Below are 11981 nucleotides of genomic sequence, written 5' to 3' on the forward strand. Positions count from 1 at the left end.
AACCTGCGCTCCTCGGCGCAGACAGAAGGGGGTGGAGGCAGGAATACCAAACAACCGAAGACAAAACCCGGAATACCAGAAGAAACCAGGACTCGCCCTGGCGAGTCCTGGTTGGTATTTGTCTTTGGTATTCGGTCCCCGTTCCCGATTGGCCCTTGTGGATGCGCCGAGGAGCGGAGGTCCAGACGGATCGGGGCAAAAACTCGTTTGAGCGAAGCGAGTTGTTTTTGACCCCGGCTGGACCGAGCACCAGGCTGCCCGCAGCGAAGCGAAGGAACGCAGGAACCAGGGTCGCCTTTTCTTTGGTGACTTTCTTTTGGCGAAGCAAAAGAAAGTTACTTGCATGCCGGGCAACCCCCGGCCAACAGCCCTCAGCAAAGAGCGCAAAGGCCGGAGCAAGACCCGACCAATACCTTAGCCGTTCTGCGACCCCCGATGCGCCCACGCCGTAGTGTGCTTCTCGACATAGCTAAACAACTCATACATCGCCATAGCCATCGCCCCAATCACCACCAACCCGGCAAAAGCCAACGCCAGCCGTTGCTGCGACCCGGCACTTTGCATGAGGTAGCCAATGCCTGAATCACCCGCAGTCATTTCAGCCAGTACCGTGCCGACAAAAGCCAGCGTGATGGCGACCTTGAGCGAGGCAAAGAAGAAGGGCATGGAGCGCGGCAGGCCGACCTTGACCAGCACGTCCCAGCGTTTGGCGCCCAGCACGCGCAGCACGTCTTCCAGCTCTGGCTCCAGCGTGGCCAGGCCCGTGGCCATGTTCACGGTGATGGGGAAAAACGAGATCAGGAAAGCCGTGAGGATGCCGGGGCCCACGCCGATGCCGAACCAGACGATGAGGATGGGAACAATCGCGGCCTTGGGCACCGCGTTGAAAGCCACCAGCAGCGGATAGACCGCGGCATAGGCCAGCCGCGACGAGCCCACCAGAAAGCCCAGCAATACGCCGACCACGATGGACAGGCCGAAACCCACCATCGTGACCCAGAAGGTTTTCCAGGCGGCTTCGGCAATCGGGCCCGCGAATTCGTGCATGGCCTGGGCAATGGCCAGCGGCGCGGGAAAGATGAACTCCGGCACCGAGAAACCGGCGCACACCGCCTGCCACAGCGCCACCACGGCTGCCAGTAACACCCATGGCGCCCAGCGTTCGAGCTGTTTGTTGTTCATGTTCATACGGCGGCTCCGCCGCGCACCGCGCCGATGTGGCCGCGCAGCTCATGCACGATGTCGCTGAACTCGCGGGTGTAAGTGACTTCCAGGTCGCGCGGACGCGGCAGTTCAATCTCGCGCCGCACGACAAAGCGTCCCGGGCTTTTGCTCATCACATAGACGGTGTCGGCCAGGAACACCGACTCGCGCAAATCATGCGTGACCAGGATCACGTTGAAGCGCTGCTCGGTCCAGAGGTCGCGCAGGATGCACCAGAGCTCTTCACGCGTGAAGGCATCGAGCGCGCCGAAGGGCTCGTCGAGCAGCAGCATTTTGGGCTCGTGGATCAGCGCGCGGCAGATGCTGGCGCGCTGCTGCATGCCCCCAGACAGCTGCCAGGGGAATTTGTCTTCATAGCCTGCCAGGCCCACCTTCTGCAGCAGCTTGCGCGCCCGCTCTTCAAACTCCTTGCGCCTGGCCTTGAACTGGCTGCGATAAGGCTCGACGATCTCAAGCGGCAGCAACACGTTGTCGACGGTGGTGCGCCAGGGCAGCAGCGATGGCGCCTGGAAGGCCATACCGGAAATCTTCAGGGGCCCTGTCACTGGCCGTCCGTCAATCAGGATGCTCCCGGCCGACGGCATCTTCAGCCCGGTGGCCAGCTTCATGAAAGTGGACTTGCCGCAGCCCGAGGGCCCGACGATGGCAATGAACTCGCCCTGGCGCACCTGCAGATCGATGGCTTCAACGGAAAACTGTTTGCGCGCCAACAGCTCGTCGTTGTAGGCAAGCCAGACGTCCCGGAAGTCAACAAAAGGGCTGTCAGCGGTGGCGAGGGGCATGTTTTAGGTAGGAAAACGGCTGCTGGCCCAATCGGGATGTGCGCAAGCAGCTATTAAAAGTGTAGCAATCCGGGCAGGCATGGCGCCAGGCACAGAGCCTGAGGCCAGGACTTATTTCTTCGGCAGCACATTGAGCTCGGCTGCCGTGGGCAGGAAGGAGCCGTTCCACACTGCGTCGGGGTTGACACGGGTCTTGGTGCCGAAAGCGTCCGACACCTGCGAGGCCATCAGCGAGAGGCGCGGCGCTTTGACCTGGCCGAAGCCTTCGGCACGTGCGTCGGGGCTGTTGACGACGGTGTCGATGGCCAGGCGCAGGCGGCGCACTTCCAGCGGCACATTGATGATGCCGTCGCGCGCTTTCACGAATTCGATGGCGGCGGCCGGGTCGGCCACCACGTCTTTCACGCCCTTGGTAAAGGCCTGCAAAAACGCCTTGATGGCGGCCGGGTTTTCCTTGATGAGTTTGGGCGAGACGATCACCACGTTGCCGTAGTGCTTCACGCCGAAGTCGGCATAGGGCAGCACCACCACGTCTTCAGCCTTCACGCCGCGCGCCTCCAGGTTGAGCAGCGAGGTGAAGGTAAAGCCGGTGATGGCGTCCACGTCGCCGCGGGCCAGCATGGTTTCGCGCAGCGGCGGGTCCATGGCTGTCCACTGGAAGCCGGTGATGTTGTTGGCCTTGGCAAAAATCGGGAAGGCGCGGCGGCCGGCGTCAAACACCGGCGCGCCCATTTTTTTGCCGTTCAGGTCGGAGGGCGTCTTGATGCCTGATTTTTTGAGCGCCATGACGGAGGCCGGCGTGTTGTTGTAGACCATCATCACGCCTACCGGCTTGTTGGGTGCGTCCGGGTTGTTGGCGTGAAACTCCATCACCGAGGCCATGTCGGCAAAACCCATGTCGTAGGTGCCCGAGGCCACACGGGTCACCGCCCCGCCTGAGCCATTGCCGGCGTCCACCGTCACGTCGAGCTTGTTGGCCTTGAAGTACCCCTTGGCCACCGGCGTGAGGAAGAGGGCGGACGGGCCTTCGAAGCGCCAGTCGAGCTGGAACTTGATCGGCGTGTTTTGCGCATGGGCGTTCAGGGCTGCCAGGGCGATCACCGCCCCGGTCATCCTGGCTACAAGGCTGGGAAAGGCAGATGCGGCAGGTGCACGATTTTTCATGGCGGGATTTTCTTGAAGGGGTTGCAAAAGGGGAAACCGGCAGGCCAGCAATCAGCATAAGAACGCGGTGGCCGTGAAATCGAAGCGAACCTCAAAACGATACAGCAAAAACAATGCCTGCCACGCTGCGGAGTAGAACTTTGGCATTGCCCCGGCAGTTCAGGTGTCTGGTGGGTCTTGCCGCTGGGCGATGCGGATTGGCCTAAGAGCAACACCTGCCGCGTTCAGGTGCTGTCAGTTTTCGCACACTGGGATTACTCACAGGATGCATTTTGTGATGTATCGGCATCCGTATTTTTGGATGTACGGCTGGCCTGCTTTCCGCACATTGAGCGGCCCTGGCCGGGAGGATGCCCAAAGGCAGCTATTAAAAAGGTGGCCGCTGGCACCTCCTGTTCCTGGCCGCCAGGAAGTTCTGGAGGAAGGCTGAGGCTGTTACAGCTGTTTACGTTTGAGCGGAGCAGCTGCCGGTGATTTGGGCCGGGCACCGCCGCGCCCATGCCCATGGCAGGTTTCACCTGTCAGTCCTGACAGGGCGGACGCCATGAACAGGCTTTGACTATTTTTGCGGCCCGTCCATAGAGTGTATTTGCGTAGGTGACAAGGATTAAGCCGCAAGGCCATGCAGTTCCGAAGCCTTGACAAAGCCTTGGGGCAGTAGCCGAAGTCATCCAGCAACGATGTACTGGGTTAGCGGGCTTTCCAAAACAAGGCTTTCATGAAAACACCTTCCTCGCAGCTTCGCCGTCAGATGTTGTCAATCCTGGGCCTGGGCGCCCTCGCAGGGGGTATGGGTGGGCCGGGTAACGCCTGGGCCCAGGTTTCGGCTGCTGCCGCTGCCTCTGCTGCTAAAAAACCCGCAGGTGGCGCGAACTGGCGGTTGCTGATCAATGAAGCGGTGGGGGGCGACACCAACTCATTTTTGCTGACCAACCGTTATCGCCCTGCCGCCGACTTCATCAGCACCCAGCTCAAGGGGCGGCCCATCGTCGTGGAGCCCATGGTGGATATCAAGCGCTTCATGGCGGTGGCCCAAGGCGCCAGCAAGCCGGAGTTTGTCTTCGGGAAGTCCGTCAACCAGCTGGCCAAGCTGGTGCGCGACAACGGCTACCAGCCGGTGGTGCGGCGCGCCGATCCCTACAAGGCGGCCTTCATCGTGGCCAAGGATTCGCCCATTAAAACCCTGGCGGATGCGGCTGATGCAAAGGTCATCATGCCCGACGAGTCTGCCGCCACCAGTGCGGTGGCCCTGGCGGAACTGCGGCGGCAAAAACTCGGCCGGGTCCGCGTGACACACGTTCGCTTCCAGGAGGAAGTCGCGCAGTTTGTGAAGTCCGGAATGGGCCAGATCGGCGTGGTCAATCCCACCATTGCCAAAAAGTGGGTGGAAGAGGGCGGGCGCGTGGTGGCTGAAACCCAGCCGGTGGTGAACTGGTCGGTGCTCGCCAGTCCCAGCCTGGCGGCGGACATGGTGCAGCAGCTGCGCGACGCGCTGCTGGCCACCAATTCGGAAAGCGCCGCAGTGATGGCTTCGATGGGCGTGAAGGCCTGGGCTAAAGCGGAACGGAAGGACTACCTGGATTTGTTGGACTACACGAGGGAGTAAAAAATGGGTACGTTGATTCAAGCACGTCTGTTTTCACTTTCACTTTCGCCATGGCGGGCCGGACTGCTGGCAGCCATATTGGCATTTTCCTGCGGCGTACAAGCCCAGGAAAAAAGGGCGATACCGCCCAACATCGCACAGGCAGCGGCTGAAATTGCCGCGGAGCTCGCCAGCAGTTGCCCGCTGGCGCCGGCCGGTGACGTCAATGCCTACACGCAGTGCCGGCAAACCCTGTTCGGCCCGAGCCAGCTGCGTGCACATGTGGCGCCCATCATGCTGTGGGGTCGGCAAAACAAAAAGGACAACGCCACCCTGCGCCAGACCAACCTGACCCAGTTCGCCCCTGACGCCTGGACCGGCATGTATGCGCCGCTCTTCATGTTCAACGGCCGGCATACCGTGGAGTGGGTGGCCGACGAGAAGATGTTCCTGGTGCGGCTTGAGGCGGCCTTTCGCAACCGCCTGCCGCCGGGCCAGTTTCCTTATCCGTTCTGGCACGACGAGGCCAAGTGGTCGATGTACGAAAACGCCCGCAGCATGATGCTCTGGATCAGCCCCGAAACGGGAACCATCAAGGTAGCGCAGTTCACCGACGTGGCGCCCACGCCGCTGTTGCAACCGGTGCAGACGGTGCAGCATGAAAAATACCAGGGCCCATGGCTCTGGACTGACGACAAGGGCCACACCCAACCGGCGGTGACGCTGTTCGACGGCTTGTACCGGCCGGAAAACCCGCATCTGGGCAACGTCGACAAACGCTACCGTGACCTGGCGCTGCAGATGCGCGAGTCGCAGTGTGTGAACTGCCATGTACCCAACAACCCCGACAAGATGAGCCGCCTGGTGCTGCTGTCTACACCCGCGCATGCCGCGGCAGAGGTGGACCGGTTGATCAAGGCCGTGCGGGAAGACCGCATGCCGATGGACGAGTTCAGGTTGAGCTACGCGCTCTCGGAAGACAACAAGAAATGGCTGCTTGAGAGTGCGCTGGCATTCAAGGCAACCTTGACAGCTGCCAGGCAATGGGAAGACGAGGCAGCGAAGAAGACCGTGCAATCTGCAATTAACCCTTTGAAGGTGATCAAATGAATACTCCGTTGCTGTCACAAGTTACCGGTCGCCGCGCGGTTCTTCGCGGTGTGGTGGGCACCGCGGTTGCCGTGGCCTGGCAGGGCTTTCCCATGGTCAGCTGGAGCCAGCAGGCGGCGGGCCAGCTGGCGGGTGTTGATCGCTGGAGGCTGCTGATCAATGAGGCGGTTACGGCAGACCTCAGCATTTCGATGCTGGCCCTGCGTTACCGGGGGCTGGCCGACTACCTGGGAGGGCAGATCCGCAACAAGCAGGTGGTGGTTGACCCCGTCATCGACATCCAGAACTTCGTGCGGCAGGCATCGTCAGAGCAAAAGCCCCTGATGGTGTTCGGAAAATCCGTCAACCAGCTGTCCAAGCTGGTTCGCGATGGAGGTTACCAACCCCTGGTGCGCAGGCCCGAGCCCTACCAGGCCGCCTTTATCGTGAAGAACAACTCACCCATCAACAACATCGGGCAACTGAGCGGCAAGAAGATCCTGATGCCCGACGAATCGTCCGCCACGGTGGCGGTCGCGCGTGCCGAAATGCGCCGCCTGAACGTGCGCGAACCCTATATTTCCTACACACGCTATCAGGATTCCGTGTCGGCACAGGTGGCGGCAGGCCTTGCCGAGGTGGGTGCGGTGAATCCGACCATCGCCAGGAAATGGCAGGAGGGCGGGGGCCGTGTCATTGGTGAAACCCAGCCCGTGGTGAACTGGTCGGTGCTGGCCGCCCCCGGCGTGCCGGCGGACATGATCAGCCGCCTGCAGGATTCCCTGCTGGCCATGAACAGCCAATCGGCCGGCATCATGTCCGAGATCGGCGTCAAGCAGTGGGTCAAGGCCGAGCGCAAGGAATATCTCGCGCTGCTGGACTACACCCGCGAGTAACCTGCCATCAGACCGGGCCGGGCAGCAGCAGATCGAGTAGCGTCCGCGCAATCACCTTGGTAGCGCGGCGCAGGTCTTCGAGTTCCAGGCGCTCATCGGCCCGCTTGGCATGCGACTCCAGCACGGTGCGCGGTCCGGCGCCGTAAATGACGCCGGGAATGCCGGCCTCAGCGTACAGCCGTACGTCGGTGTACAGCGGCGTGCCCATGGCCGGGATGGCCTGGCCGAACAGCGCTTCGCCGTGCTTCTGGATGGCCTCCACCAGGGGCTTGTTGCCCGCCAGCGGCCGCATCGAGTTGGCCAGCAGCAGGCGCTTGATGTCGACCGAGATGCCCTTGCAGCCGGCGGCCGCGTCGGCAATCACTTTGCGGATGTTGGCCTCGACCTCGGCGGGGTTCTCCTCGGGGATCATGCGGCGGTCCAGCTTGAACATCACCTTGCCCGGCACCACGTTGGTGTTGGTGCCGCCTTCGATGCGGCCCACGTTCAGGTAAGGGTGCTGGATGCCCTCGACCTTTGAAGTCACCTGCTGGTACAGCGCATTCTGCGCATAGAGCGCATTGAGAATGTGCACCGCGCCCTGCAAGGCGTCGATGCCGGTGTCGGGAATGGCGGCGTGCGCCATCTTGCCGTGCACCGTGACTTCCATCTGCAGGCAGCCGTTGTGCGCGGTGACGACTTCGTATGAGAAACCCGCCGCGATCAGCAGGTCGGGTTTTGTCAGGCCCTTTTTGAGCAGCCAGCCCGGGCCCATCTCGCCGCCGAACTCTTCGTCATAGGTGAAATGCAATTCGATAGCGCCCTTGAGCGGCGCGCCCAGCGACTCCAGCGCGCGCACCGCGAAGGTGAAGCTCGCGAAATCGCATTTGCTGACGGCCGATGCGCGGCCGTAAATCTTGCCGCCTTCAATCTCGCCGCCATAGGGATCTTTGGTCCAGCCTTCGCCGGGCGGCACCACGTCGCCGTGGGCGTTGAGGGCAATGGTTTTGCCTTCGCCTTTGTTGCCGTAATGGCGGCGCACGATCAGGTTGGTGATGGACTCCATGCCGTAGCCACGCACTTCGGCTTCGGGCACGGGGTGTTTTTCAGCGTCAAAACCGAAGACCTTGATGAGCTCTGCCGTGCGCTCGGCATGTGGGGCGTTATTGCCCGGTGGCGTGTCGGTGGGCACGCGGATGAGCTGCTGCAGGAATACCGTTTCTTCGTCGAAATGGGCATCGATCCAGCTGTCAAGCCGGGCGTAATCTGTAGTGAGGGTCATTGTTGTTCAGAAGAAAGATGGGTAAGCAGATGCGCCAGGGCATGGATCGCAAGTTCGATGTCGTCGCTGGTGGTGCTTTCCAGCGGGTTGTGGCTGATGCCCGAGTTCTGGCCGCGTACAAAAAGCATGGCCTGCGGCATCACCTTGTGCAGTTTCATCGCGTCATGGCCGGCGCCGCTGGGCATGCGGTACAGAGGCACGCCCAGGCTTTGCACTGCGGCTTCCCAGCGCAGTTGCCAGGCAGGTGCGCTGGGGGCAGCGGCGGCGCGCTCGGTCAATTCGGTTGTGAAGTGCATACCGCGGCGCTCGCAAATGCTTTTGAGTTCGGCCAGCACGTCGGCCACCAGCGCGTCGCGCTGCGCATCGATGGGCGCGCGCAGGTCGAGCGAAAAGAGGCAGCGCCCGGGCACCACATTGATGGAGCCGCTGGGCACCTGCAGCATGCCGACCGTGCCGACGGAATTTCCGTCTTGCGCCGCGCGCCGTTCCACATACAGCAGTAATTCGGCCGCGGCTGCTGCGGCGTCACGGCGGCGGTTCATGGGCGTGGTGCCGGCGTGGCTGGCCATGCCGGTGATCTCGCACAGGTAGCGCACGTTGCCGTTGATGGAGGTGACGATGCCCAGCGGCAGGTCGAGCTCGTTGAGCACCGGGCCCTGCTCGATGTGCACCTCGATAAAGCCGAGGTAGTTGTCCGCGTCACGTTTGATCTTCCCGATGTCTTCGGGCTTCAGGCCGGCGTTGTGCATGGCCTCGCGCATGGTGATGCCGTCAGCGTCTTTCTGCTCCAGCCATTCGGGCTTGAAGTCGCCGATCAGCGCGCCCGATCCAAGGAAGGTGGCCTTGTAGCGCTGGCCTTCCTCTTCGGAAAAACCGACCACCTCAAAATTAAAGGGCAGGCGCTTGCCCTGGCGGTGCAGTTCGCGCACGCAGGCCATGGGCACAAAAATCCCGAGCCGGCCGTCGTATTTGCCGCCGTTGCGCACGGTGTCGTAGTGGCTGCCGGTCAGCAGGGTCTTGGCGTTGGGGGTGGCGGCCTTGTAGATACCCACTACGTTGCCGACCGCGTCGATCTTCACCTCGTCAAAGCCGCAGTCCCGCATGGTGTTGCTGATGAAAGCCGCGCAGGCACGGTGCGCATCAGTGAGGTAGGTCACCGTGAGCTGGCCCTTTTCAAGATAGCCCGGATCGCTGTACTGCGACATCGTTTCCTGCCAGTCCCACACGTCGTTGCCCAGCGCGGGCGTGGCGGCGAACTTGTCGTTGAGCCGTAGCTCCACCACGCGGTGGATGTTGCGCAGGTTTTCCTGCAGCTCGAAGTCAGGGTGATTTTGCAGGCGCCGAGCGAAGGTCTCGATGATCTGCTGCTTGCTCAAACCGTCGCCGCGCGGGCCGCGCACCGCCAKGATAAAAGGAAAGCCGAACTTCGCGTTGTAGTCGGCATTGAGCTTTTGCAGGGTGGCGAACTCTTCGGGCGTGCAGTCCGTGAGGCCGGCCTTGCCTTGCTCGTTGGTCGATTCCGCCGTCAGGCTTTTACTGACCATGGCTTTGCCGGCCAGTTCGGGGTGGGCCTGGATGAGCTTGACCTGCGCGTCCTTGCCGGCCTCGCGCAGTACTTGCGCCATGGTGTGCTTCAGGTGGGCGAGGGACTGGAAAGGGCGGGCGTCCAGCGCCTTTTCGGCAATCCAGGGGGAATGCTCATAGAGGCCGTCGAGCAGTTGCAGCGCTTCTGCGCGCGGTACGGCATTGACTTGTTCCAGCGTGATGGCCATGTTCAGCTTTCCTGCCGGGGCATGTAAGGATGGTTGGCCTGCCAGTGGCGCGCAATATCGATGCGGCGGCAGACCCAGACGCGCTCATGCCTTTGCACATGGTCAAGAAAACGCTGCAGCGCCACAATGCGGCCCGGCCGACCCAGCAGGCGGCAGTGCATGCCGACGCTCAGCATCTTGGGCGACGCACTGCCTTCGGCATAGAGCGCGTCAAAGCTGTCGCGCAGGTAGATGAAAAAATCATCGGCCTGCGAGAAGCCCTGCGGGAGGGCAAAGCGCATGTCGTTGGTGTCCAGCGTGTAGGGCACCACCAGGCGCGGCACGACCTGACCGTCGGTGCGTTTCACCTCGGTCCAGAAGGGCAGGTCGTCGCCGTAGTAGTCGCTGTCGTATTCGAGCCGGCCGTCATCGGCCACCAGCCGGCGCGTGTTGGGGCTGTCGCGCCCGGTGTACCAGCCCAGCGGGCGTGTGCCGGTGAGTTTTTCAATGGCGTCCAGGCCCAGGCGCATGTGTTCGCGCTCGGTGGCTTCGTCGATCTGCTGGTAGTTGATCCAGCGCCAGCCGTGGCAGGCGATTTCGTGGCCGAGTTCGGTGAAAGCCGCGGCGACTTCGGGGTGGCGCTGCAGCGCCATGCCCACGCCGAACACCGTGAGCGGCAGCTTGCGCTTTTCAAACTCGCGCAGGATGCGCCACACGCCCACGCGTGAGCCGTATTCGTAGATGCCTTCCATGCTGAGGTGCCGGTCGGCAAAGCTGGGTGGATTGGCCATCTCGGACAAAAACTGTTCGGAGCCGGCGTCGCCGTGCAGCACCGAGTTTTCGCCGCCTTCTTCATAGTTGAGGACGAACTGCACGGCGATGCGTGCCCGCCCCGGCCAGTTGGCTTGTGGCGGGTTGCGGCCGTAGCCGACCAAATTTCTAGGGTAGCCAGTGTTCATATCAGTACTCATGACAGCGCCATGGAAATATCGTTCGTCGGTACCTTGCGGTCAAAGGCGAGGCTCTTCTCGACGTGCAGCAGGTGGTCATTCATGAGGCGTACGGCCAGCGCTTCGTTCCTGGCGGCCAGCGCCTTGACGATTTCGGCGTGCTCGTCATTGGAGTGTTCAGCAGCACTGGCTGTCTGGTACATCAGGGTAATGAGGGCGCAGCGCGAGGTCAGCTCGCCCAGCATCTGGGCCAGCACTTCATTGCCCATGAGCTCGGCCATGCGCACATGAAAGTCGCCCAGCAACTCCGTCCGGCCCGAAACGTCGCCGAGGTCCACCGCGGATTTTTCGCGTGCGACGTGTTCCTTCAGTGCCTTGATTTTGGCGGGGGTGACTTCGCGCACAAAGGCCCGTGTCATTTCGGCTTCGAGCATGCGGCGCACGGCAAACACCTGCCGCGCTTCCATCACGGACGGCGCGGCCACGAAAGCGCCGCGGGCCGGTTCCAGGCGGATCAGGCGGTTTTGCGAAAGCTGGAACAGTGCCTGCCGCACCAGTGTGCGCGAGACGCCGAAATGGTCGGCCAGTTTTTGCTCGGCCAGCTTGGTGCCCGGATGCAGCCTGTGCTCCACAATAGCCTTGGTCAGGGCTTCGACGATGGTGTGGGTGGTTGACGATTCCATCGGTCGATAATAGCCGGAATGCTGAAAAGTGTATACACTTTTGGTAAACCGGATCAAAACAAGAGCTGCTCAAAAACCCAGCGAAGCGGTCCTGGCCAGGCGCGTCGCCGCAGACAGTGCTATCAGCACGGCAAGGTGGCGCAACAACGCCAGGAGGGTTTTTTGAGCAGCTCCCTCAACTACTACCAAGGAATACCATGGGCTTGAGCACACATGTACTGGACACCATGCACGGCACGCCGGCAGGCGGCATGAAGGCGTCGCTCTACACCACGCATGCGGGTCAGGCGACGCTGGTGAAGCACTTCATCCTCAATGAAGATGGGCGCAATCCCGATGGACTGCTATACGACAGCGCTAATCTGAAAGCCGGCACCTACCGGCTCGTGTTCGAGGTGGCGGCCTACTTCAAGGCGCGCGGCGTGAAACTGCCCGAGCCGGCTTTCCTGGACGAGGTGACGCTGGACTTCGGTGTGGCCGATCCGGGCCTGCATTACCACGTGCCCCTGCTGGTCAGCCCCTGGAGTTATTCCACCTATCGCGGCAGCTGAGCGGGTGCCAGGCCAGACCCGTGTCATGGCGCCGTCATCCGGGGC

The 11981-nt window shown here is 62.1% G+C and carries 11 protein-coding genes; 4 read left to right on the forward strand and 7 right to left on the reverse strand.

What is annotated here, in order from left to right; translation table 11 throughout:
* Window positions 1–414: 414 nt before the first annotated feature.
* The 3 genes from ACXJKE_RS06690 to ACXJKE_RS06700 all read right to left on the reverse strand — a co-directional run bounded on the left by ACXJKE_RS06690 (window position 415) and on the right by ACXJKE_RS06700 (window position 3119).
* On the reverse strand, window positions 415–1182 hold the full coding sequence (locus ACXJKE_RS06690) for an ABC transporter permease (protein WP_457280952.1): 768 nt from the start codon (window positions 1180–1182) through the stop codon (window positions 415–417).
* Window positions 1183–1184: 2 nt separating this feature from the next.
* Window positions 1185–2006, reverse strand: a complete 822-nt coding sequence (locus tag ACXJKE_RS06695) for an ABC transporter ATP-binding protein (RefSeq protein WP_457279814.1) — start codon at window positions 2004–2006, stop codon at window positions 1185–1187.
* A gap of 111 nt (window positions 2007–2117) precedes the next feature.
* Window positions 2118–3119: an ABC transporter substrate-binding protein gene (locus ACXJKE_RS06700; RefSeq protein WP_457280953.1), complete on the reverse strand. Its 1002-nt coding sequence runs from the start codon at window positions 3117–3119 to the stop codon at window positions 2118–2120.
* Between the two features lie 769 nt (window positions 3120–3888).
* Here ACXJKE_RS06700 and ACXJKE_RS06705 point away from each other — a divergent pair.
* Genes ACXJKE_RS06705 through ACXJKE_RS06715 form a run of 3 tightly spaced genes read left to right on the forward strand, consistent with a single transcriptional unit; the run spans window position 3889 to window position 6740 of the window.
* Window positions 3889–4776, forward strand: a complete 888-nt coding sequence (locus tag ACXJKE_RS06705) for a phosphate/phosphite/phosphonate ABC transporter substrate-binding protein (RefSeq protein ID WP_457279815.1) — start codon at window positions 3889–3891, stop codon at window positions 4774–4776.
* 3 nt (window positions 4777–4779) lie between these two features.
* A complete protein-coding gene (locus ACXJKE_RS06710; RefSeq protein ID WP_457279816.1) occupies window positions 4780–5865 on the forward strand; it encodes a hypothetical protein in 1086 nt (361 codons plus the stop codon).
* On the forward strand, window positions 5862–6740 hold the full coding sequence (locus tag ACXJKE_RS06715; protein ID WP_457279817.1) for a phosphate/phosphite/phosphonate ABC transporter substrate-binding protein: 879 nt from the start codon (window positions 5862–5864) through the stop codon (window positions 6738–6740). The genes ACXJKE_RS06710 and ACXJKE_RS06715 overlap by 4 nt, the downstream gene beginning before the upstream one ends.
* A gap of 7 nt (window positions 6741–6747) precedes the next feature.
* Here the strand turns inward: ACXJKE_RS06715 and ACXJKE_RS06720 are convergent, their stop codons facing one another.
* Genes ACXJKE_RS06720 through ACXJKE_RS06735 form a run of 4 tightly spaced genes read right to left on the reverse strand, consistent with a single transcriptional unit; the run spans window position 6748 to window position 11385 of the window.
* A complete protein-coding gene (locus ACXJKE_RS06720; RefSeq protein WP_457279818.1) occupies window positions 6748–8001 on the reverse strand; it encodes a M20 family metallopeptidase in 1254 nt (417 codons plus the stop codon).
* Window positions 7998–9773, reverse strand: coding sequence for a 2-oxo-4-hydroxy-4-carboxy-5-ureidoimidazoline decarboxylase (gene uraD, locus ACXJKE_RS06725; RefSeq protein WP_457279819.1), 1776 nt, complete (start codon window positions 9771–9773; stop codon window positions 7998–8000). The genes ACXJKE_RS06720 and uraD overlap by 4 nt, the downstream gene beginning before the upstream one ends.
* Before the next feature lie 2 nt (window positions 9774–9775).
* Window positions 9776–10711, reverse strand: a complete 936-nt coding sequence (puuE, locus tag ACXJKE_RS06730) for an allantoinase PuuE (RefSeq protein ID WP_457279820.1) — start codon at window positions 10709–10711, stop codon at window positions 9776–9778.
* Window positions 10712–10719: 8 nt separating this feature from the next.
* Window positions 10720–11385 (reverse strand): GntR family transcriptional regulator, encoded by a 666-nt coding sequence (locus ACXJKE_RS06735; RefSeq protein WP_457279821.1) that lies wholly within the window; start codon window positions 11383–11385, stop codon window positions 10720–10722.
* Between the two features lie 197 nt (window positions 11386–11582).
* Here ACXJKE_RS06735 and uraH point away from each other — a divergent pair, with 197 nt between their 5' ends.
* Complete coding sequence (uraH, locus tag ACXJKE_RS06740) at window positions 11583–11936, forward strand: hydroxyisourate hydrolase (protein ID WP_457279822.1); 354 nt, start codon at window positions 11583–11585, stop codon at window positions 11934–11936.
* Window positions 11937–11981: the final 45 nt, after the last annotated feature.

The organism is Polaromonas sp. P5_D5 (assembly GCF_054049435.1).

Coding starts and splice junctions, on each gene's coding strand:
- ACXJKE_RS06690 (WP_457280952.1), bottom strand. CDS start 1,182: ATGAACAACAAACAGCTCGAACGCTGGGCGCCATGGGTGTTACTGGCA.
- ACXJKE_RS06695 (WP_457279814.1), bottom strand. CDS start 2,006: ATGCCCCTCGCCACCGCTGACAGCCCTTTTGTTGACTTCCGGGACGTC.
- ACXJKE_RS06700 (WP_457280953.1), bottom strand. CDS start 3,119: ATGACCGGGGCGGTGATCGCCCTGGCAGCCCTGAACGCCCATGCGCAA.
- ACXJKE_RS06705 (WP_457279815.1), top strand. CDS start 3,889: ATGAAAACACCTTCCTCGCAGCTTCGCCGTCAGATGTTGTCAATCCTG.
- ACXJKE_RS06710 (WP_457279816.1), top strand. CDS start 4,780: ATGGGTACGTTGATTCAAGCACGTCTGTTTTCACTTTCACTTTCGCCA.
- ACXJKE_RS06715 (WP_457279817.1), top strand. CDS start 5,862: ATGAATACTCCGTTGCTGTCACAAGTTACCGGTCGCCGCGCGGTTCTT.
- ACXJKE_RS06720 (WP_457279818.1), bottom strand. CDS start 8,001: ATGACCCTCACTACAGATTACGCCCGGCTTGACAGCTGGATCGATGCC.
- puuE (WP_457279820.1), bottom strand. CDS start 10,711: ATGAACACTGGCTACCCTAGAAATTTGGTCGGCTACGGCCGCAACCCG.
- ACXJKE_RS06735 (WP_457279821.1), bottom strand. CDS start 11,385: ATGGAATCGTCAACCACCCACACCATCGTCGAAGCCCTGACCAAGGCT.
- uraH (WP_457279822.1), top strand. CDS start 11,583: ATGGGCTTGAGCACACATGTACTGGACACCATGCACGGCACGCCGGCA.